Annotated in this window: 27 protein-coding genes; 11 read left to right on the top strand and 16 right to left on the bottom strand. The window is 58.2% G+C overall.

All coding sequences use genetic code 11. From position 1 onward, the window contains the following. The first annotated feature begins 53 nt into the window (after positions 1-53). From QP027_RS01485 to QP027_RS01475, 3 genes are all read left to right on the top strand, one after another. Positions 54-1,727, top strand: a complete 1,674-nt coding sequence (locus QP027_RS01485; RefSeq protein WP_284825421.1) for a dynamin family protein — start codon at positions 54-56, stop codon at positions 1,725-1,727. Beyond that, the gene (locus QP027_RS01480; protein ID WP_349293173.1) at positions 1,727-3,325 is read left to right on the top strand and encodes a GTPase family protein; all 1,599 of its coding nucleotides are present in this window, start codon (positions 1,727-1,729) and stop codon (positions 3,323-3,325) included. The genes QP027_RS01485 and QP027_RS01480 overlap by 1 nt, the downstream gene beginning before the upstream one ends. A 132-nt stretch (positions 3,326-3,457) precedes the next feature. Continuing rightward, positions 3,458-3,736 (top strand): hypothetical protein, encoded by a 279-nt coding sequence (locus QP027_RS01475; protein ID WP_284825419.1) that lies wholly within the window; start codon positions 3,458-3,460, stop codon positions 3,734-3,736. A 13-nt stretch (positions 3,737-3,749) separates the two neighbouring features. Here the strand turns inward: QP027_RS01475 and QP027_RS01470 are convergent, their stop codons facing one another. After that, the gene (locus QP027_RS01470) at positions 3,750-4,484 is read right to left on the bottom strand and encodes an NUDIX hydrolase (protein WP_284825417.1); all 735 of its coding nucleotides are present in this window, start codon (positions 4,482-4,484) and stop codon (positions 3,750-3,752) included. A gap of 101 nt (positions 4,485-4,585) precedes the next feature. On the opposite strand from QP027_RS01470, the gene nadA reads away from it, so the two are divergent. Continuing rightward, positions 4,586-5,602, top strand: coding sequence for a quinolinate synthase NadA (gene nadA, locus QP027_RS01465; RefSeq protein ID WP_284825416.1), 1,017 nt, complete (start codon positions 4,586-4,588; stop codon positions 5,600-5,602). Between the two features lie 6 nt (positions 5,603-5,608). Here the strand turns inward: nadA and QP027_RS01460 are convergent, their stop codons facing one another. Continuing rightward, a complete protein-coding gene (locus QP027_RS01460) occupies positions 5,609-7,621 on the bottom strand; it encodes a sucrose-specific PTS transporter subunit IIBC (protein ID WP_284825414.1) in 2,013 nt (670 codons plus the stop codon). 102 nt (positions 7,622-7,723) lie between these two features. After that, positions 7,724-8,983, bottom strand: coding sequence for a glycoside hydrolase family 32 protein (locus QP027_RS01455; protein WP_284825413.1), 1,260 nt, complete (start codon positions 8,981-8,983; stop codon positions 7,724-7,726). A 24-nt stretch (positions 8,984-9,007) separates the two neighbouring features. Between QP027_RS01455 and QP027_RS01450 the strand changes: the two genes are divergently transcribed. After that, positions 9,008-9,892, top strand: a complete 885-nt coding sequence (locus QP027_RS01450) for a carbohydrate kinase family protein (protein WP_284825412.1) — start codon at positions 9,008-9,010, stop codon at positions 9,890-9,892. A 64-nt stretch (positions 9,893-9,956) separates the two neighbouring features. Here the strand turns inward: QP027_RS01450 and rpsQ are convergent, their stop codons facing one another. The 11 genes from rpsQ to rpsJ are packed head-to-tail and all read right to left on the bottom strand — an operon-like array spanning position 9,957 to position 15,112. Next, positions 9,957-10,235, bottom strand: coding sequence for a 30S ribosomal protein S17 (gene rpsQ / locus QP027_RS01445; RefSeq protein WP_284825411.1), 279 nt, complete (start codon positions 10,233-10,235; stop codon positions 9,957-9,959). 2 nt (positions 10,236-10,237) lie between these two features. Continuing rightward, on the bottom strand, positions 10,238-10,468 hold the full coding sequence (gene rpmC / locus QP027_RS01440; RefSeq protein ID WP_284825410.1) for a 50S ribosomal protein L29: 231 nt from the start codon (positions 10,466-10,468) through the stop codon (positions 10,238-10,240). Continuing rightward, positions 10,468-10,884, bottom strand: a complete 417-nt coding sequence (gene rplP / locus QP027_RS01435) for a 50S ribosomal protein L16 (RefSeq protein ID WP_284825409.1) — start codon at positions 10,882-10,884, stop codon at positions 10,468-10,470. Before rplP ends, rpmC begins: the two co-directional genes overlap by 1 nt. Before the next feature lie 5 nt (positions 10,885-10,889). After that, a complete protein-coding gene (rpsC, locus tag QP027_RS01430) occupies positions 10,890-11,636 on the bottom strand; it encodes a 30S ribosomal protein S3 (protein ID WP_284825408.1) in 747 nt (248 codons plus the stop codon). Continuing rightward, a complete protein-coding gene (gene rplV / locus QP027_RS01425; RefSeq protein WP_284825407.1) occupies positions 11,636-11,998 on the bottom strand; it encodes a 50S ribosomal protein L22 in 363 nt (120 codons plus the stop codon). The genes rpsC and rplV overlap by 1 nt, the downstream gene beginning before the upstream one ends. Positions 11,999-12,001: 3 nt before the next feature. Next, positions 12,002-12,277 (bottom strand): 30S ribosomal protein S19, encoded by a 276-nt coding sequence (rpsS, locus tag QP027_RS01420; RefSeq protein WP_092256463.1) that lies wholly within the window; start codon positions 12,275-12,277, stop codon positions 12,002-12,004. A 16-nt stretch (positions 12,278-12,293) separates the two neighbouring features. Further along, on the bottom strand, positions 12,294-13,130 hold the full coding sequence (gene rplB, locus QP027_RS01415; protein ID WP_284825406.1) for a 50S ribosomal protein L2: 837 nt from the start codon (positions 13,128-13,130) through the stop codon (positions 12,294-12,296). Positions 13,131-13,154: 24 nt separating this feature from the next. Further along, entirely contained in the window at positions 13,155-13,460 is a 306-nt protein-coding gene (gene rplW, locus QP027_RS01410; RefSeq protein ID WP_284825405.1) for a 50S ribosomal protein L23, read from the bottom strand. Next, positions 13,460-14,116: a 50S ribosomal protein L4 gene (gene rplD / locus QP027_RS01405; RefSeq protein WP_284825404.1), complete on the bottom strand. Its 657-nt coding sequence runs from the start codon at positions 14,114-14,116 to the stop codon at positions 13,460-13,462. Before rplD ends, rplW begins: the two co-directional genes overlap by 1 nt. Continuing rightward, positions 14,113-14,769 carry a 50S ribosomal protein L3 gene (rplC, locus tag QP027_RS01400; protein ID WP_284825403.1) on the bottom strand — a complete coding sequence of 219 codons (657 nt, stop codon included), beginning with the start codon at positions 14,767-14,769 and terminating at the stop codon, positions 14,113-14,115. The genes rplD and rplC overlap by 4 nt, the downstream gene beginning before the upstream one ends. 37 nt (positions 14,770-14,806) lie before the next feature. Beyond that, positions 14,807-15,112 carry a 30S ribosomal protein S10 gene (gene rpsJ / locus QP027_RS01395; protein WP_003848085.1) on the bottom strand — a complete coding sequence of 102 codons (306 nt, stop codon included), beginning with the start codon at positions 15,110-15,112 and terminating at the stop codon, positions 14,807-14,809. A gap of 637 nt (positions 15,113-15,749) precedes the next feature. On the opposite strand from rpsJ, the gene QP027_RS01390 reads away from it, so the two are divergent. The 6 genes from QP027_RS01390 (at position 15,750) to QP027_RS01365 (ending at position 18,569) form a co-directional block, all read left to right on the top strand. Continuing rightward, positions 15,750-16,226 (top strand): Asp23/Gls24 family envelope stress response protein, encoded by a 477-nt coding sequence (locus QP027_RS01390; RefSeq protein WP_284825402.1) that lies wholly within the window; start codon positions 15,750-15,752, stop codon positions 16,224-16,226. A 3-nt stretch (positions 16,227-16,229) separates the two neighbouring features. Then, complete coding sequence (locus QP027_RS01385; protein WP_284825401.1) at positions 16,230-16,559, top strand: Asp23/Gls24 family envelope stress response protein; 330 nt, start codon at positions 16,230-16,232, stop codon at positions 16,557-16,559. A 29-nt stretch (positions 16,560-16,588) separates the two neighbouring features. Next, on the top strand, positions 16,589-16,789 hold the full coding sequence (locus tag QP027_RS01380; RefSeq protein WP_284825400.1) for a hypothetical protein: 201 nt from the start codon (positions 16,589-16,591) through the stop codon (positions 16,787-16,789). Continuing rightward, the gene (locus QP027_RS01375) at positions 16,789-17,469 is read left to right on the top strand and encodes an Asp23/Gls24 family envelope stress response protein (protein WP_284825399.1); all 681 of its coding nucleotides are present in this window, start codon (positions 16,789-16,791) and stop codon (positions 17,467-17,469) included. The genes QP027_RS01380 and QP027_RS01375 overlap by 1 nt, the downstream gene beginning before the upstream one ends. Then, entirely contained in the window at positions 17,466-17,840 is a 375-nt protein-coding gene (locus tag QP027_RS01370; RefSeq protein WP_284825398.1) for a hypothetical protein, read from the top strand. Before QP027_RS01375 ends, QP027_RS01370 begins: the two co-directional genes overlap by 4 nt. Positions 17,841-18,011: 171 nt before the next feature. After that, positions 18,012-18,569 (top strand): Asp23/Gls24 family envelope stress response protein, encoded by a 558-nt coding sequence (locus QP027_RS01365; RefSeq protein ID WP_284825397.1) that lies wholly within the window; start codon positions 18,012-18,014, stop codon positions 18,567-18,569. On the opposite strand, the gene QP027_RS01360 is transcribed toward QP027_RS01365, so the two are convergent. Together QP027_RS01360 and tuf are read right to left on the bottom strand one after the other, a co-directional pair. Continuing rightward, entirely contained in the window at positions 18,566-19,264 is a 699-nt protein-coding gene (locus QP027_RS01360) for a hypothetical protein (RefSeq protein ID WP_284825396.1), read from the bottom strand. The two genes, QP027_RS01365 and QP027_RS01360, sit on opposite strands and share 4 nt — an antisense overlap. Positions 19,265-19,367: 103 nt before the next feature. Then, complete coding sequence (gene tuf, locus QP027_RS01355) at positions 19,368-20,558, bottom strand: elongation factor Tu (protein ID WP_284825395.1); 1,191 nt, start codon at positions 20,556-20,558, stop codon at positions 19,368-19,370. Positions 20,559-20,871: the final 313 nt, after the last annotated feature.

The following is a 20,871-nucleotide window of genomic DNA, read 5'->3' as shown; positions in this document are numbered from 1 at the left end:
AACCATTGATTGAACATTTCCACCGCAGATTCCTATTAATCTGCAACAATGTAATGGTGACTTCCTCAACGATAGAAGCCGTACAGGCGCTGCGCGACGCAGTTGCCTCCACATCGGTACCCGCGGATTCGGATGCTCAAGCGATCGTCGCCCAGCTAGACGATTATATTTTGCCTCGCTTGGCCAACATCGACGCGCCACTTCTTGCCGTCGTCGGCGGCTCCACGGGTTCCGGCAAATCTACGCTGGTCAATGCCATCGTCGGAGAGAAAGTAACCACCTCGGGCGTGATTCGTCCAACCACACGCCAGCCCGTTTTGGTCACCAACCCGCACGATGCTGAGTGGTTCAATTCTCCCCACGTATTGCCTGGGCTTGCGCGTGAACAAGGCGCGGGCAATGAGACCGCGACGTCGCTGCGCATCACCACGACCGAAGCGGTGAGCCCCGGATTGGCGTTGCTGGACGCGCCGGATTTCGACTCGATTGATGACCGCAACCGTGCGTTGGCCTCCCAACTCCTCGCCGCCGCCGACCTCTGGGTGTTCGTGACTACGCCTGCGCGCTACGCCGACCAGTTGGTATGGAACTTCCTCCACGACGCGGCCGGGCGCAACCTCGAGGTCATCGTGATTCTCAACCGGGTCGACGAAAGCTCCGCCGAAACGGTCCCCGATGACCTGCGTCGCATGATGGCCGAGGCCGGTCTAGGCAACTCGACGATGTTTACGGTGCCGCACGTTATGGACTTTGACCTCTTCCTCCCTGACGAGCACATCGCGCCGATCCGCACGCACCTACACACCCTGGCCAACGATGCCGCAGCCCGGCGCGTCATGGCGGGCAAAACTGTGTGGGGCGCAATGGAAACCCTGGTTTCCCGTGTAGACACGCTTGCCGACGAGCGCCAGCGCCAAGAAGAATTCGCCACCCGCTTGGACGAGGCGATCGACTCCACCTACGCCTCTGCCACTGACCACGTGATCGAGGCAACCTCCGACGGCAAGTTGCTGCACACCGAAGTGATGCAGCGCTGGCAGGACTTCGTCGGCACGTCCGATGCTTTCCGTACCGTCGAGCGCTGGTTCGGTTTGGCCGTGGACAAGGTCGGCAGCTTCTTTACCGGCAAACCCGCCCCGATCCGCGAGGTAGAAACGGAGATCGAGTCCGGCCTCCACGCGGTGATCGTCGATGCGGCGGACACCGCGGCGACACGTTCATGGTCCCACCTGGGTTCGCAGGCTCCTGAGCTTCGCGCCCAGGCAGATCAGGCCTTGGCTACGTCGAGCCCCCAGATTTCCGAGGCCGCAGCGCAACTGGTGCGCGATTGGCAGCACAGCCTGGTTGAGCACATCCAAGAGACCGCCGGCGCCAAGCGGATGCGTGCCCGCGTCATGTCGATTGGCCTCAATGTGGTCACGGTGGCGTTGATGCTCGTGGTCTTTGCCTCCACCGCAGGTCTCACCGGCGGCGAGCTTGCCATCGCTGGTGGCTCCGCTGTCGTCGGCCAGAAGCTCCTAGAAACGATCTTTGGCGAGGACACCGTACGTCGCATGGTTAAGCAGGCGCGCGATGACCTTGATCTGCGTGTCCGCGCATTGCTTGCCGACGAACGCGCGCGCTTCCACTCCGTGACTGCTCCACTTATCGAAGGCACTAGCTCCGATGCTCTCCGTGCTGTCGCTGCGGGCGCAGCCCAGGGCGTGAAGAACCAGGCAGGTGCGTAATGGTGTTTAAGAAGAAGGCAACGCTTAATGAGCGCCTCACCGCTCTAGATACCGCAGCCGATCTTGGCGCGGGGTTCCTCACCCCTTCCGAACATGCGCGTTTGGATGCTGTGGCCGCCGCTGGCGCTGAGCGACGCGCACTATCGGCCGAGCACACCGTCGTTGGGTTCTTCGGAGCCACCGGTTCTGGAAAAACGTCGCTGTTCAATGCTGTCGTCGGCGAGAACATCGGCAAGGCTGCGGCTCGCCGCCCAACGACCTCGTCGCCGCTGGCAGCGGTGTGGGAGCCTGAGGGTTCCGAGGAGTTGCTCAACTGGCTGGATGTGGAGGATCGTCGCAACCGCCAGGGTGAATTCGCCCCAGGAGCGGGTCCCCTAATCCTGCTGGACCTGCCCGACTTTGACTCTGTCGAGCCAATCCACAGGGAGATCACTACCCGACTGGCCGGCCAGGTTGACGTTTTGGTGTGGGTCACTGACCCGGAAAAGTACGCGGACAGCATCATCCACGATCACTTCATTCGTCCGCACGCGGCACACTCCGCGGTCACGCTAGCAGTGCTGAATAAGTCGGACATGCTCAAAGAGTCCGACCAACGCGCGGTGGCAGATTCCTTTGCTGCTTTGCTCCACGAAGACGGCCTGAAAAAAGTAAAGGTGATCAACACCTCCGCAAGAACCGGCATGGGTGTTGACCAGCTACGCACTGCGATCGCCAAGGTGGCCCAAGCCCACTCGGCACAAACAAAACGAATCGAAGCGGACCTCGTGGCAGCCACCTCCCCATGGGCCGAAAGCAAGGCACCGGCGGAGCCACCGAAGCAGGCGAAACGTGAGATGGACAACGTTCTCTCCCAGGCTGCAGGTGCCGATCGGCTGGCCTCGGCCACCGCTGCGGCTTATCGCAAGCGTTTAGGGCAGCAAACTGGCTGGTTGCTTACCTCGTGGATGCTGCGGTTCCGACCTGACCCGCTCAAGCGCCTTGGTTTGCGCGAAGAGGCCGACGAGCTGGGTGTGCACCGCACCTCGATGCCGGAACTCGATGCGTCGAGCAAGGCTATCGCAAACCGTGGTGTGCGCGGGTACGCCTCCGCAATCTCCGACGGTCTGCCCCAAGCATGGTCATCTGCCATCGCCGACCGCGCCGAAGACATTATCGACGAGCTCCCCGCCGAACTCGACCGCACTGCCGCTAAGACTCGACTACCTGCTCAGCCATCCAAAGCATGGGGCATTATGACTGTGATCCAATGGTTGGCGCTGCTTGCAGCCCTCGTTGGCGTAATCTGGTACCTCATGGTGGCGTTTTTGCCAGGTGCACTGACTCCGCTACTGGGCGACGAGCTGGTACCGGAAGTCGAGGGCTGGCCGATCCCAACGCTATTGATCATGGGAGGCTTGCTACTCGGTATCGTGCTGGGTCTACTCACCGCCGTCTTCGGCGGGGTGATCGGCGCAAATATCAAGAGCAGAACCAAACGCGCTCTGCGCAAGGAAGTCGCCGAAACTTCGCAGGCGAAGGTAGTCGAGCCATTGGGAGAAATCCGCTCACAGTACATTGACTTCTTGGCGGCGATCCGCACCGCCGCTGGAGGCTAGGTGGAACCGAATTTACGGGAAAAGTCCCCTTATGTTTCCGCAGCAACAGATGTCGATTAGATTCATTCCTGACACCGAATCACTGTGTGTTTCCCAGTCAAGACATTCCCGTCGCTCTAAAAGGAGTATTCAATGTCCGGCCTTCGCAGAACCCTAACTATCGCAGCAGCCTCAGTAGCTCTTGTATTTTCGGCCCCTAGCGTAGCTACTGCCTCCGAACTATCCAGCAATATCGAAGGGGAAACAAGCATTCTCCAACTTTTCGGTGGACCGTACCACACCCGCTTTGCTTGTGAATACGACAAGCAAGGCACGCCGCTCGCCCAGGTTTCCAGCGTAAAGGATGATTGCGTCCGCCTCGCTGGCCCGTACTACTTCTACATTCCTGTGATCGGCAAGTTCATCAAGTAGGAAACTGCCTGCTCTAGGGGCGCAGCGTAGCAAACTGATCCGTAATCTCCAGACTGCGCTGCGCAAAACTAAACAGCTTCGCCGGGCGGCCCCCTTCTGCACCAGGGGCCGCCTTTTTTCCTGTCGCCTTCAGCTGTCCTCGACGAGCCAAGATGCGTTGCAGGTTCGTCGCCGACACCTCGTGCCCCATTATCGCCGCGTAGCTTTGGGCCAGGTCAGACATGCGAAATTCCTCAGGCGTCAAGGCGAAACCGATGTTGGTATAGGACAGCTTCGCTTGCAAACGAGCGACCGCGAGTTCCACTATCTCCTGATGGTCAAAAGCCATGGGCGGGAGCTCGTCGACAAGCAACCAAGATGCGTCAACAGGAAGGTCCCATTCCTGATCCCAGGGGATTAGAACCAGGTAGGCTGTGGCGATTGTGCGATCGAACGGGTCACGAGCTGGGTCGCTTCGGGTGCCAAGCTGTTCAGCGTACGACATGCTGGTCAGGTTCACCTTGGCGGCCAAATGGCGTGTGATGGCATCCTCGAGCGATTCGTCAACTTCCATCGCACCGCTAGGCAAAGACCACTTATCGACGAACGGTTCGCGCGTTCTCTGAACGCAGAGCACCCGGCATTCCCCTGTCGGGCAAGACTGCAATACGACAGCGATGGCTTCATGGCGATACTTGGCTACACCAGCTTCGTCGCGCACGGGACCCGAAGGCGCGTGCACGTGTTCGGAAGCTTGAATCTGTGACATAAAAGGTATGCTACCGTGTACCCAGGTTTTCGCCCCAAAGACGGAAACCTACGTTTTAGGAACACCGACACTGAGCACCGACGCGTGCCCTGGAGGCAACAATGACTTCAACCGCAGTAGCCCTCGACAACAACTGGGAGACCTGGTCTCCCGCACAGTGGGACGCTTGGCAGGCGGAAGTACTCACACTCGCCGAGCAGAACAACGCAGTGATCCTGGCTCATAACTACCAAATCGCACAGATCCAAGACATCGCACATCACGTTGGAGACTCCCTGGCGCTATCCCGCATCGCGGCGAGCACTGATGCCGAGCAAATCATTTTTTGCGGTGTTCACTTCATGGCCGAAACCGCGAAGATCCTCTCCCCCACGAAGCGTGTTTTTATCCCAGATGCCAAGGCTGGATGTTCCCTTGCTAACACCATCGACGCTGAACAGCTGCGCCAGTGGAAGGCCGACAACCCCAACGCGAAGGTGGTCAGTTACGTCAATACCACCGCAGCGGTGAAGGCTGAGACCGACATTTGCTGCACCTCGTCCAACGCGGTCGATGTGGTGCGATCAATCGACCCGGAAACCCCGATCCTCTTTTGCCCAGATCAGTTCCTAGGTGCGCATGTGCGTCGCGAAACAGGGCGAGAGAACATCCAGGTCTGGCTTGGCGAGTGCCACGTGCACGCTGACATTTCCCCACAGGACCTCACCACGACGGTGCGGAATAATCCCGAGGCTCAACTGTACGTTCACCCCGAATGCGGATGCACGACCTCTGCATTGTGGATGGCTGAATCCGGCGAGTTCCCCTCAGACAACACTCACGTACTATCCACTGGCGGCATGCTCGACATGGCCAAGCAGGAGTCTGCAGACAAGGTGCTGGTAGCTACCGAGGTAGGCATGCTGCACCAGCTACGCAAGGCCAATTCGAGGACGGAATTCATCCCAGTCAACCCCGAGGCCGAGTGCCCATACATGCAGATGATCACCCCGCCGAAGCTGCTTGACTGCCTGCGCAACCAGCGCGATGAGGTATTTGTAGATGAAGAAACCGCCGCCAAGGCACGCGGATCGCTCGATGCAATGATCTCGATCGGTACCCCAGGCGGCGGCGAGTAGTTCCGTTTAAGCCTCGGCGGTTGCCTCTTCCACTACCGGCTTTGGCTCGATAGTGAGCAACGGCTGACCTGCCTCAATGGCTTCGGGCAGGCTCAAGGCTGCTGAGCGCTGGATGTGGCCGACTTTCTTGGTGTTGGAGACAACGATGGGAGTAGTCACTTCGTAACCGGCAGACTTGATGCCCTCGATGTCGAACTCTGCAAGCAGCTGCCCCTTGGATACAACGTCACCCTTTTCCACGTGCGCGGTGAAGTATTTGCCTTCGAGGTTGACCGTGTCAAAACCGATGTGCATCAGTACGTCAACGCTCTTTCCGTCCGATCCCTTGCCCCGGATTGCGTAGGCGTGACCTGATTTGAAGGTCACTGCAACCTTGCCGTCCATTGGGGAGACCAATCGTCCCACCGTGGGCACAACAGCGATTCCATCACCGAGCTTGCCTTGAGAGAACATCGCATCAGAAACGGTGTTCAGCGCTACGGCTTCTCCGGTGAGTGGCGAAGCCAATTCAAGGGCATCGTCACTGACAGGCTCCAGTTCGGAACTGGCAAGGACTGCGGCCGCTGCCGCTGCTGCTTCAGGGCTATCGGTGGCATCTGGGTCGATGGTACCGTCGCGGCTGATCAGGTAGCGGCCGTAGACGAACGCGCCAATGAACGCGATCAGGAACGAGATCACGCAGACCACCAGGAACATCGGAATGTCTTCGGCGCGGATAGAAACTGCGCCGATGAAGCCTGCAGCGCCAAGCGCAACAGCCTTGATGTCAAACAGTGCGACGAGTGCGCCACCGACAGCAGCGGAGGCCATGCCGATGTAGAACGGCCAGCGTAGACGAAGGTTAACACCGAAGATGGCGGGCTCGGTGATGCCGAATACTGCGGAAATACCGGAAGATCCTGCAAGTCCCTTGAGTTTTTCAGACTTTGCCAAGAAGTACACAGCCAGCGCCACAGCGCCTTGCGCGATGTTGGCCATCGACGCGGTTGCGAAGATGAACGAGCCGCCCTGGTTGAACAGCTCTAGCTCCACTGGCGGGAAGGACTGATGTAGGCCCGTAATGACGATCGGTGAGTAAACAAGGCCGAAGAGGAAGCCTCCGATTGGGCCACCGAAGTCGTACATGTTCTGCAGCCCGACAATCAAGAGTTCACCCAGCCAACGCATGAACGGCCCCACCGCGACAAAGGTGATAAAGCCGGTAACCAAAAGGGTGAGGACGGGAGTGACCAGGAAGTCGACGGTGCCCTTGAGATGACGGTGGAGGAATTTCTCGATGGTGGCAAGCACCCAGGCGACCGCCAAAACTGGCAGCACCGATCCTTGGTAACCGGCCTGTGCCACTTGAAGTCCAAAGACGTCCCAGTAAGGCATGGCACCTTCGGCCATTGTGGTTGCTACCTCGTAACCATTAACAAGCGCTGGCGAGACCATCGCCATGCCCATGCCCGCACCGAGGTATTCGTTGCCACCGAAGCGCTTTGTCGCCGTGAACCCCACTAGCACTGGGAGGAAGGCGAACGGCGCTGAGGCCAACAGGTTCACCATGCCGGAGAAGCCTTCGATCGCCGGGTACATAGCGATGAGAGATTCGGACCCGAATAGGCCTTCGGCTGTCAGCACGTTGTTCAGTGCCATGAGCAAACCGCCACCGACCAGGATCGGGATCAGCGGAACGAAAATGTCTGAGAGCACCTTGATGGCGCGAGTGAACCAGTTTCCTTGGTTCGCCGCGACGTCTTTTAGTTCATCGGTAGAGACTGCAATGTTCTTGGATGTCATTGCAGACATTTCATCGAAAACAACATCCACATCACCCGGGCCGACGATGATCTGGAACATGCCACCTGTCTCGAAAATCCCCTTGAGGTCGGGATCATTCTCCAACGCGGCTGTATCTACTTTTTGCGGGTCCTTCAGCACCATACGCAGGCGAGTGGCGCAGTGAGCAGCACCGACGATATTTTCCTCGCCCCCGATGGCTTTCAATACGCGGCCCGCTACGGCTTTATGTTGCATATTTGTCCTTTTGTGGTTTCTCGCGCCCACTTTCCAACATAAGCGGGCATGTTCTCCACATATTCAAACATACAACTCGGGACAAAAGCCACACCTAGAGCCTTAAGTGCCCTGGGTCACTTGGATTTCGCCCCATGGATTACCCCCGCTAGAGAACACAGCGGACGATGCAGCAACGTATCCGTTTCCTGCGGTAACTTCCACCGCACATCCGTCAGCAGTAAAGACAAGCTGGCCCGGAATGCACGCCACCCGGTTCACTTCGCTCTCCCGCCCAAATTCCAGCACCCCTTCCCCGTCCCACGACACGGAGAATCCTGGGACGGAGGAGTCGTCGATAAGCTCGATGAGCACTGGGGTCTGGTCGAGTTCCACGCTTTTGACTAACATCCCCTCGTGCGATCTCGGCAACACCAGCTCTTGGAATAGTAGTCCGCCATCAAGCCAGACACGCCGCGGCAACGTCAGCTGGTGAACCCACCCCTCGCTTTCCAGCGTCGGAGTGTCGTCGCGACCAGGAAGGCCCATCCACCCCAGCATGAGGGCATCTTCCTCATATGGAATCAGCTGCGGGGCGTAAAACTCATGTCCATGATCAAGGGTGCGGTAAGTGGTCACGTGGAAGTCCAAGCCATCGAGACGGCCGACCACATAGACGCACTGGTCCGACTCTGGATACTGCGGGCAAAACACCAGTACCTGATACTCCTGCCCATCTGCGCGATCTCGGAGAGTCAATAGATTCGGACACTCCCACATATAGGAATGCGACACAGCCTCAGGCATGTCATGAAAGCGAAGTTCGCCCGCAAAGTCCCACGATTCTAGGTCGTCAGAAAAGTACAGGACTATCGCACCGGTTTCGTCCGTGCGCTGTGCCCCGATGACCATGCGCCAACGCTCACCCTCGCGCGAAACCTGAGGATCACGGTAGTGCGCAGTGTAGCCCTCAGCTGGGCCGTCGATGATCGGGTTCTTCGCACTGCGCCGATAGAAGCCACCGGCTGGGCCCGTCAGGTCGTCCACGTCCACGATGTTCTGCGAGGTCACGCGTTCCCCATTCACTTTGAGGTTGCCGGTGTAGAAGAGTCTCACCTGCCCCTCGTGGAATACCGAAGAGCCTGAATAGCAACCGTTCGCGTCGTAAGGGAAGTCCGGGTACAGCGCATCTGGAAGGTGACGCCAGATACCCTCTCCAAGGGTGGTCACCGCATGGCCCCACCCGGTGCGCTTGGGTGCGTGAGGAAAACCAGGATCGTGCTGGTAGAAGACGTGCAAGGTGTCGTCGATAAGCGTGATGCCGTTCGGATCGTTCAGGCGCCCGCTCGGAGGAGACAAGTGATAATTTGGCCGATACGTCATAACAATGAGTGTACGGTTTGAAACATGATCACTGTGTATGGCGAAGGCCTCATCGACCTGGTTCCACTCTCCCCGACCGAGCTCGCGCCACTACAGCCAGCACTTGGTGGCGGGCCATTCAACGTCGCCCGTGCCTTAGGTCGGTTCGACGCTCCCGTGGCTTTTCAATCCAGGTTGTCGCGCGATGGTTTCGGTGAAGCGCTGGTCAGCTCGCTTGTCGACGAAGGCGTTGACGTTTCCCAGCTTCAACGAGGTGACGAGCCGACCACTTTGGCAGTTACCGCGTTGAAGGAGGACGGCAGCGCTTCCTACACTTTTTACACCGAGGGCACCGCCGACCGGTTCGCTGAGCCGACGGCGGCTACCTCGGGTTTCGCAGTGTTCGGTACGGTGTCGCTATCACTTGAGCCTGCCGCGTCTCGCTACGCACAAGCCTGCGCAGAAAGCGCGGTCAACGGCGTAGTTGTGTGCCTCGATCCCAACATCCGCCCGATCTACGACACGCCCGAGCACCGCGAATTCCTCGGCCAGATGCTCCCCCACATCACGGTTTTGAAAATGAGCGACGACGAAGAAGCGTTCATGGGAGACGTGAGCCAAGTTCCAATCGTGGTGACCACACGAGGCGGACAAGGTATTCACGTGCGCGCCCCTTTTGGCGAGGCAAGCATCGACTCGTCCACGGTCGAAGTCGCCGATACCATCGGCGCCGGTGACACTGTGATGGCGGCCCTAGTGGCAGAGTTTGACCATCGCAGGTTGTCTCAGGAGACGCTCCTGAACTTGGAAAAGAGCGACTGGGAGGAGATCCTTCTCTTCGCAGCCACTGCGGCAGGCATCACCGTGTCTCGCACTGGTGCTGATACCCCGACGCGAGCCGAGGTTGAAGCAGCCCTAGAACGGATTTAGAAAACACACAACCCGCAGCCACCGGAGTGGATGCGGGTTGAAATGTTCGTCGTAAAGCGGTGCTCTAGCGAGCCTTCTCTACGATCTCGATGAGACGGAAGTGCTTGTCCTTGGACAGCGGGCGGGTCTCTTCGATACGCACGAGATCGCCAACACCTGCGGTGTTTTCTTCGTCGTGTGCCTTGACGCGCTTGTTCTTGCGCATGATCTTGCCGTACAGAGCATGGGACTTGCGGTCCTCAAGCTGCACAACGATGGTCTTTTCCATCTTGTCAGAGACAACGTAGCCCTGGCGGACCTTTGCTGCCTTCTTTTCAGTTTCGTTCACGTTAGCCTCACTCATGATTAAGCCTCAGCTCCCGGAACTACGGACAGGCCGAGCTCACGCTCACGCAGCACCGTGTAGATACGTGCGATGTCACGCTTGACCGTGGAGATACGGCGGTTGTTGGTCAGCTGTCCGGTCGCGAGCTGGAAGCGCAGGTTGAACAGCTCTTCCTTTGCTTCTGCCAGACGGTCGTTGAGCTCCTCGTTGTTGAGCTCGCGGAATTCGTGTGCGGGGGTTCCTGCAGCCATTAGTACTGGTCCTCCTTAGCGATGATGCGGACCTTGCAAGGAAGCTTCTGAGCCGCGCGGCGCAGAGCCTCTACTGCGGTAGCCTCATCCGGGTAGGACATCTCGAAGAGAATGCGGCCTGGCTTAACGTTAGCCACCCACTTCTCAACAGGGCCCTTACCGGAACCCATACGAACGCCGAGCGGCTTCTGGGTCAACGGACGGTCCGGGAAGATGGTGATCCAGACCTTGCCACCACGCTTGATGTGGCGGTTGATGGCAATACGGCCTGCCTCAATCTGGCGGTTGGTGATGTATGCCGGCTCGAGAGCCTGGATTGCGTAATCACCGAACTGAATCTTGTTGCCACCCTTGGACACACCCGAACGGGTCGGGCGGTGCTGGCGGCGGTACTTGACGCGCTTAGGGATAAGCATGTGTCTTAGCCCTCCTTCTTCTGCTCTGCACGCTGGCGGCGCTGGCCACCACGGCGTGGGCGACGATCACGATCGCCGCGGCCACGGCCTGCGGATGGAGCGTTGAGCTCGGATTCGCGGACGCCACCGACAACGTCGCCCTTGTAGATCCACACCTTGACGCCGATGCGTCCGAAAGTGGTGTGAGCCTCGGCGAAGCCGTAGTCGATCTCAGCACGCAGGGTGTGCAGTGGCACACGGCCTTCGTGGTAGCGCTCAACGCGGGACATTTCTGCGCCACCAAGACGGCCGGAGCAGAGCACCTTGATGCCCTTGACCTGTGGCTGACGCATTGCAGACTGGATAGACTTGCGCATTGCACGACGGAATGCGACACGGTTTACCAGCTGCTCGGCGATCGACTGCGCAACCAGGGTTGCGTTAGCGTCGACGTTCTTGACCTCGAGGATGTTCAGAGCGACCATCTTGCCGGTGAGCTTTTCGAGCTCGCGGCGGATGCGGTCTGCCTCGGACCCGCGGCGACCAATCACGATGCCCGGACGAGCGGTGTGAATGTCAACGCGGACACGGTCACGGGTGCGCTCGATGACGACGTCAGCGATACCTGCGCGCTCCAGTCCAGAGGACAGGAATTCGCGGATCTTGATGTCTTCAGCGACGTACTCAGAGTAGTTCTTGTCGGCGTACCAGTGGGACTTCCATTCGGAAGTGATGCCCAGACGTAGGCCGTGAGGATGAATCTTCTGGCCCATTACTTAGCCCCTTCCTTCTGGCTCTCCACAACAACGGTGATGTGGGAGGTGCGCTTGCGGATCTGGAACGCACGGCCCTGAGCGCGAGGCTGGAAGCGACGCATGGTTGGGCCTTCGTTTGCGTAGCACTCAGCTACTACCAGAGTGCGTGGGTCCAGGCCGAAGTTGTTTTCAGCGTTCGCAGCAGCGGACGCGACAACCTTAGCCACAGGCTTAGCAGCACCCTGAGGTGCGTACTTCAGGATTGCGAGTGCCTCGGACACGGACTTGCCGCGAACGAGATCGAGGACGCGGTTGACCTTCATCTGGGAGATGCGGACGTACTTCGCGGTCGCGGATGCGGAGGTGATGGTTTCACTCATCGCTTATCGACGTCCCTTCTGGTCCTTGACGTGACCCTTAAAGGTCTTGGTAGGTGCAAACTCGCCGAGCTTGTGGCCAACCATGGACTCATCAACGAACACTGGCACGTGCTTGCGGCCATCGTGGACTGCAAAAGTGTGGCCAATGAAGTCAGGGAGAATGGTCGAGCGGCGAGACCAGGTCTTGATGACCTGCTTGGTGCCCTTTTCGTTCTGAGCATCCACCTTGTTGAGGAGGTGCTCATCGACGAACGGGCCCTTCTTAAGGCTGCGTGGCATGTCTGTTTACCTCCTCTTAGCGGTTCTTGTTCGAGCGACGACGGCGCACGATCATGTTGTTGGAATAACGGTTCGGGTTGCGGGTACGGCTTTCCTTCTGGCCCCAAGGGGACACTGGGTGACGACCACCGGAAGTCTTACCTTCACCACCACCGTGTGGGTGATCCACAGGGTTCATGACAACACCGCGGACCGTTGGGCGCCAGCCCTTCCAACGCATACGTCCAGCCTTACCCCAGCGGATGTTGATCTGGTCAGCGTTGCCGACCTCACCAACAGTTGCGCGGCAGCGGATGTCTACGCGACGGATTTCGGAAGAAGGCATACGCAGGACTGCGTAGGAGCCTTCCTTACCGAGCAGCTGAATAGAAGCACCTGCGGAGCGAGCGAGCTTAGCGCCTGCACCTGGCTTCAGTTCAACGTTGTGGATGGTGGTACCGGTTGGGATGTTGCGCAGTGGAAGGTTGTTGCCAACCTTGATGTCTGCGTTCGGGCCCGACTCGATAATGGTGCCCTGCTTCAGGCCCTTCGGTGCGATGATGTAGCGCTTCTCGCCATCGAAGTAGTGGAGCAGTGCGATGTTAGCGGTACGGTTTGGGTCGTACTCGATGTGAGCGACCTTTGCCAGTACGCCGTCCTTGTCACTACGACGGAAGTCGATGATGCGGTAGCGACGCTTGTGGCCGCCGCCGCGGTGACGAGTGGTGATGTGGCCGTGGGAGTTACGACCGCCGGTCTTCGGGAGTGGGGCCAGCAGGTTCTTTTCCGGGGTCGAGCGAGTGATCTCGCTGAACTCGGAAACGGAGCTGGCGCGGCGACCCGGAGTTGTCGGCTTGTACTTACGAATAGCCATAATTGTTCCTTTTCTATCGCAGTCTTAGGCGACCGAGCCGCCGAAGACGTCGATGGAGTCGCTGCCCTCACGGAGAGTTACGTATGCGCGCTTAGTGTCCTTACGCTTACCGAAACCGGTGCGGGAACGCTTGCGCTTGCCCTCGCGGTTTGCGGTGTTCACGGAAGCGACCTGAACGCCGAAAATCTCTTCTACAGCAATCTTGATCTGGGTCTTGTTAGCAGAAGGGTTCACGAAGAACGTGTAGGTGTTCTGCTCCATCAGTGCATAGGTCTTCTCGGAGAGGACTGGTGCAATGATGATGTCGCGTGGATTCGCGGTCTTAGCCATTAGTTCTCCTCCTTGGCCTCTGCGCCGTTAGTACGCTCGACGAAGGTGTGCAGTGCCTCAACGGAGAACACGACATCGTCGGAGTTCAGCACGTCGTAGGTGTTCAGCTGAGCTGGCTCAAGAACGTGAACGTTAGGCAGGTTGTTAGCACTGCGGCGAGCGTTCAAGTCTTCGCGGCCAACAACGAGCAGAACGGACTTACGATCCGTGAGGCGCTCGATGAATGCGCGTGCTGCCTTGGTGGATGGTTCCTGGCCTGGAACGAGCTCCTCGACGACGTGGATACGTGCGTTGCGTGCGCGGTCGGTCAGTGCGCCAGCCAAAGCTGCCTTGATCATCTTCTTAGGGGTGCGCTGCGAGTAATCGCGTGGCTTAGGTCCGTGGACAATGCCACCACCGGTGTAGTGAGGCGCACGGATCGAGCCCTGACGAGCGCGACCAGTACCCTTCTGGCGGAACGGCTTCTTGCCGCCGCCACGTACCTCTCCACGAGTCTTCGTGGAGTGGGTGCCCTGACGACCAGCTGCCAGCTGTGCAGTGACAACCTGGTGCATCAGAGGGATGGAAGCTTCACGGTCGAACAGTTCTGCCGGAAGCTCGACGGATCCGTTGGTCTTTCCGTCGGCGGTGTGGACGTCAAGAGTCAGGTTCGTCATGCGTGAGCACCGCCCTTCACTGCGGTCTTGACGGTGACAACGCTGCCCTTAGCACCAGGGATTGCACCCTTGATGAGGATCAGGTTGGATTCGCCGTCGATCTTCTGAATCTTCAGGTTCTGGGTGGTTACCTTGTTGCCACCCATGCGGCCTGCCATGCGGGTTCCCTTGAAAACGTGTCCAGGGGTTGCAGACATACCAATGGAGCCGACGCGGCGGTGCGCAGCCTGGTTACCGTGAGCGGCACCCTGGCCAGCAAAGCCGTGGCGCTTCATTGCGCCGGCGTAGCCGTGGCCCTTGGTGGTACCGGTGACGTCAACGAAGGTGTCGCCTTCGAAGATATCAACGGTGAATTCCTGGCCAAGCTCGTAGCCGGAGACATCGTCCATGCGAATCTCAGCAACGTAGCGGCGTGGGGTCACGCCAGCCTTCTTGAAGTGGCCAGCTGCAGGCTTGTTAGCTTTACGAGGATCGATGTCGCCGTAAGCAATCTGGATGGCGTTGTAGCCATCGGTTTCGGTGGTGCGAATCTGGGTAACCACACATGGCCCAGCTTCAACGACGGTAACCGGGATGACACGGTTTTCCTCGTCGAAGATCTGAGTCATGCCGAGCTTTTTGCCCAGAATGCCCTTGATCTCTGTGTTAGTCATATTTGTTCTCCGCTACAAAAGTCTTCGGGATCAGCGATTACTGGATGTTCACATCGACGCTGGCCGGAAGATCGATGCGCATGAGAGCGTCAACGGTCTTCGGGGTTGGGTCGAGGATGTCGATCAGGCGCTTGTGAGTGCGCATCTCGAAGTGCTCGCGAGAGTCCTTGTACTTATGTGGAGAACGAATAACGGCGTACACGTTCTTTTCGGTAGGCAACGGCACTGGTCCAACGACACGTGCACCCGTACGGGTAACAGTTTCGACGATCTTCTTTGCAGATGCGTCGATCGCTTCGTGGTCGTAGGCCTTCAGCCGAATGCGGATCTTTTGTCCCGCCACGCTTTCCTCTTCCTCGCATTCCCCACATTCCACCTTGGTGAAGCGGTGGGGTGTTAGCTTCTCGATTTCTCTATAACGTTGTCCGGGACTAGGCCACGGCTCCAACGCCAGTGTCTTTTACTAAATGACTGTCATGACATGAACCGATAGATGAAAAGAGCGGGGAAATAAATGCGCTCAATCAGTGCTGTCGCCACGGGCTCGTCGTTAAGCAAGCTCATGTATGTCAGACTCGGAAGGGATCGTATACCCCCATATACGGGATAAGCGTGGCCCTTGCGTACTGCCGCTGTTTATTTGCCATGCCCCTTCTCCGGTCCCCATTCTCGGAAGTGTCCTTTGACCTGTACCCGATCATGAGGCCTTCGTCAGTCTTTCGCCTTACGACGATCGCCTGTGCAAAGGTGTCATGTTCGCCTCACCATCGGCACCCTGCGGTTTCCAGCAGAAATGCCGTTGTTAAAGCAACTCGAGTATTAAACCACGAAGTGTACCGGAAACACAAATAGCGTTTGACCTTGCGCCATTTTTGTTTTCTGTAGAGTTGTCTTCGTACTGAGAAATTGCATCTGAAGCATGGATGACATGGCAATTTAATGGATTTGTCACTGTGCCTGTGAGCTTCGAGAGGGTTCCCATGACTAACTCCACACCTACCGAGCAGACCCCAGCTACCTCGACCTCTGTCGTGACTGAAACGCAGTCGACAAATGAAGTCCTGGTTACTGACTATGGCTCCACCATCATTGAAGACACCGTCGTCAGCAAGATTGCTGGCATCGCTGCCCGCGAGGTCTCGGGCGTGTACAACCTCGGCGGCTCCACCGCCCGCATGGTGGGTGCGATCCGCGAGTCGCTCACCTCCTCCAGCAATATCCAGCAGGGCGTCACCGTCCAGGTAGACAACGGCCACGCTTCCGCAGCCGTTTCAGTTATCGCGGAGTATGGCGTCGCAATTCACGAGCTTGCCAACGCAATCCGCGAAAACATTATCTCGGCAATCACCCGCATGACTGGCCTGATCGTGGACAAGGTAGACGTCACCGTCCACGACATTCACCTCCCAAGCCTTGATAACGAGGTCGACGAGACCACTAAGCAGGTGGAGCAGTAACACATGCCCGCCCGCCTGAATATCGATGACGCCTTAGCCGCACAAGCCGCCGTGTTGTCCGTCTCCGGTGTCGCTTCCATGCACGCGGGGCGCCACGGAGAGGTGGCCATGTTGTATCCCCACGAGCGAGTCGTGGGGCTGAAGCCTCTTCACCGCGGTGGCGCCGACGGACTCGAGGTGCACGTTGTAGCTGACATCTCCGCCGGCCGAAATCTGAACGAGCTTGCCGACGATGTCCGCCACCAGGTCCAGACAGTGACGGGCATGTCGCTCATCGACGTCACCGTTGGTGATATTTCCGAGTCATTCCAGCCGGACAACACGCCAGCGTGACGCCCGTCTTAGAGAATTGGTGAAAAACTGTGAACTTTTTTGAGAATAAAACCATCCTCGGTGTCGTGATCGGCCTAGTCTTCGCGTTTGCCATCATCATCGGTGGCTGGTCTGGGCCTATTTGGGTGCTTCTCTTTGGAGGCATCGGTGGAGTCGTCGGTGCACAACTAGACGGTCGCATTGATCTAGCTGAGAAGATCAGCACGCTGTCCGGAAAGGGCCGCAGCTAATGTCCGACTCCTATCGAATCAGTGAACGCACCGTTGAACGAATCGCCTCTGTGGCTACCAAGTCGGTGCCAGGCACGGTGAATCAGGATGCGAAGCTCGCTGGTTTGGCTGGACGAAGTTTGCCACGCTTCACTGCATCAATCGATCGACCGGCGGGCCTAGTGACTATTGATGCCGAAATCGCTGTCGCTTTTCCCGCGCCGGCAAAGGCGATCGCCGAGCGAGTCCGCCAAACTATCACTTCACGGGTGCAGACCTTTACCGGCTACACAGTGAGCCGTGTCAACGTAACAATTGTCGCTTTCGCACCAAGCCCCACTGGCGCACGAGTTACTCGCGACGAAGTTCGACACCACCGCGTCGAGGCAACCCTACGTCCGATTCAGGTGCCATCGAAGAGCATTGTCCACCCAGAAGTCTTGCCGCAGCAGCCTTTGCGTGCCGTGTCGGTGGCTCCTGCACTTCCTGTTCGTGCACCGCTTACACCTCCGAAACCGGTTGACGTCTGGGTCCCACAGACTCCGACTCGGCTTCCGCTTGTCTCGGACTTCCCCGTAGTGGCTTCTTACGCGCCACAACCGGTGGTCGTCCCCGAACCGACGCCGGTGTTCGTGCCTTCGGTGCCGGAGCCGTTGCCTCTTCGCCCAATCGCTATTCAACCCGGAGGAGATTTCCAATGACCACATCTGGTTACGGCGCGGAGCCTCGTGCTCACCCACAGGCCCGCGGTCTGACGATCCTCCTTGGCATCATCTTGGTAGGTCTGTCTACCGTACTTGGCCGGGATTTGTGGATGGCATTGCAATACGAGGACCGGCGCGGTTGGCTCGAACCCGTCTATGACTTTCTGGCCAGCTTCCCCGTAGGCACCCCTGCAGTTGCTGGGGGGTATCGTCGTCACGCTTGTCGGCCTTTGGCTGATCTGGATGGCATTCGCGCCGCGTCTTCGTCCTTATGTCCGGATGAAATCCTCCGCCTCTATCTGGATGCGGCCGGTGGACATCGCGCGCAAGTCAACAGCCACTACCAAGTCCGAGGTTGGGGTCGCTGACATTAGTTCACGCGCCGATCGCAAGCGGCTTGCCATTTCTGTTGGCGACGACGGAACAGGTGACGCGCTCTTGACATCAATTCCTGAGGCCCTTCGCCCTGAGCTCGAACTGCTCGACCCTCCCCCTGCCATCAAGGTCAACGTGATTCCCGAAGATCCCAAGGAGGTCCTATGACCCCCGTTCTGTCCTTTTTCGACCGCTTCGCCGTCTTCATATGCGGACTCCTACTCGTTGTGGCAGGCCTATATCCACTCGCGCTGTACTTTGACATTCCACGTGTGAGCTCCGTCGTTCGGGCGTGGGACCGTTCCGTAGTAGCCGATCTACCGCAGTGGTCTTGGTATCCCTGGGTCCTCGGACTCTTATGCGTTATTTTCGCAGCGGTAGGCATCTCCATGATCGTCGCCAACCTGCGCAAACGTAGCTTTACTCGCAGAGAGCTTAACGACGACCACCAAAGCGGAAACACCACCGTCCACATCGGTCAACTCGCTGGCGCGATGGGCACCATCTTGCAGCAAACTGAAGCCGTGACCTCGGTGCAGGCTGCCGTCGCGATGATCAAGGACCGTCCTACCATCACGTTTACGGTCAGCGCTGATCCGCATGCGGACCTTCACGACCTAGTTCACGTAATCGAAGCCACAGAGGACAACTTCCGTGATGCTGTGGAGGATCTTGATCTAGACACCGTGTACAAGCTTCATCTCAACCGAGTCGAAGCCTAGTTTTCGATCAGTTCGATCTCCTGGACAATGCCAAGGTCAATGGCCGTACCGCCGCCGGCTGGTTGCACGATGAAGGGGGCTCCCTCCACGCATTGAACCACCGAGTGCCAGGAGAGCTGCCGGTGTTCAATGTCTCTGTTCGACGCGTCCCAGATACGAATCTTGTGGCCGAGAATCACACGGCGGTCGTCGTCGAGCCGAAGGAACCAAGAGTAGTTTCCTAGGTCTTCGCGCTCCAATCCTTCGAGTTCGATAGCGTCGTCGGACTGCAGATTGGTGATGAGCGAGACTACGCCAAAACGATGGTCGATCTCGTTCTCATCGGCGATGACAAGTGGCCTTCCTGGACCGGTCGAACGGATCGCCGAGTATTGCCAGGCAGCAGGCTGTCGCGATTGACTACCACCAGCGCGAATCACCACGGTGTTTGGCGAACAAGTTACTCGAGTCGTTGGGTTTGTCGTCGAGATCAAGAACCGACCCGCCGCGCGACCTTCTTCGTCGCGGGGCAGAAGGTCTGGGTGTAGCGCACTCTCTTTTCTAAGCGCCTCGACGAGATCTTCATCCGACGCGCCCCACCCCGCTCCCCTATTGGCAAGGATGCCGAAAAGTGCGGGCAGAGTGAGATCCGGTTGCCCTTCCCACGTGGCTCGGAGTTCTTCGAGCACGCGCGGAATACGGGTTGGATCATTCATGTCGCACAAGTCTAGTGAATTCCTCGTGGACAATGCGAAATGCCGCCCTACCCTGAAGGGTAAGACGGCATTAGGCAAGTGTTGCTAGCAAGCTAGCGCGTTATCACTCGATGATCTTGGTAACGCGGCCTGCACCAACGGTACGGGAGCCTTCGCGAATTGCGAAGCGCAGGCCCTCGTCCATTGCGACTGGCTGAATGAGCTCAACGGTCATGTCGACGTTGTCGCCTGGCATAACCATCTCGGTGCCCTCAGGCAGCTTGACAACGCCGGTCACGTCAGTGGTACGGAAGTAGAACTGAGGACGGTAGTTGTCGAAGAATGGGGTGTGGCGGCCGCCCTCGTCCTTGGACAGAACGTAGACAGAGCCCTCGAACTTCTTGTGAGGGGTGTAAGCGCCTGGCTTGATGATGACCTGGCCACGCTCAACGTCCTCGCGCTTGATACCACGAAGAAGAAGTGCAGCGTTGTCGCCAGCCTCAGCGGTGTCGAGAAGCTTGTTGAACATCTCGATGGAGGTAACGGTGGTGGTGACTGGCTTTTCCTTGATGCCGATGATCTCAACGTCATCGTTCAGGTTCAGGACGCCACGCTCAACACGGCCGGTAACAACGGTACCGCGACCGGAAATGGTGAAGATGTCCTCAACTGGCATCAGGAAGTCACGGTCGGTCTCACGGACTGGGTCCGGGATCGAATCGTCACAAGCCTGCATGAGCTCGCCAACTGCATTGACCCACTTCTCTTCGCCGTTCAGTGCGCCGAGAGCGGAGATCTGGACGATTGGTGCTTCTTCGTCGTAGTCCTGGTCAGCCAGAAGCTCACGAACTTCCATCTCAACGAGCTCGATGATTTCCTCATCGTCAACCATGTCGCACTTGTTCAGCGCAACGAGGATGTAAGGAACGCCAACCTGGCGAGCAAGCAGAACGTGCTCACGGGTCTGAGGCATTGGGCCGTCAGTTGCAGCAACAACGAGGATTGCGCCGTCCATCTGAGCAGCACCGGTAATCATGTTCTTGATGTAGTCGGCGTGGCCTGGTGCGTCAACGTGTGCGTAGTGGCGCTTAGGGGTGTTGTACTCAACGTGGGAAATGTTGATGGTAATACCGCGCTCGCGCTCCTCAGGAGCCTTGTCAATCGCGTCGTATGCGAAGGACTCGTTCTCCTCAGGGTACAGGTCTGCAAGAACCTTGGTGATTGCAGCTGTGGTGGTGGTCTTGCCGTGGTCGACGTGACCAATGGTGCCGATGTTAACGTGCGGCTTTGTACGCTCGAACTTCGCCTTTGCCACTGTATGTCCTCCTGGACTTCATGGTGGCTACGACCTTCGCAGCCACGTGGGTTTACAGATGCCTTGTTACCCAGCCGCCTTGCGGGGCGTGGATAGCAATGGCCATTTCACAATGTGCCAGTTACATGATCCTAGATTTCTCAAGGCCGTTTTTCAAACCAAGGTCGGCTCGGGCCGACTATGGCAGGTGGCCGATTCAAAACTCGAATCAACATTGAGGGTAACGGCCGGCTCAGACACCCCCATCACCGGGGTGGTATCTCAGCCCGACCGCTGCCCTACTGGGCGGGTCTATCGCATCCTACACACGGAA

This window comes from Corynebacterium breve (genome assembly GCF_030252165.1).
Classification (GTDB): Bacteria; Actinomycetota; Actinomycetes; order Mycobacteriales; family Mycobacteriaceae; genus Corynebacterium; species Corynebacterium breve.
The sequence above is the reverse complement of the archived record's forward strand: the minus strand, read 5'-3'. Positions and strand labels throughout refer to the sequence as shown.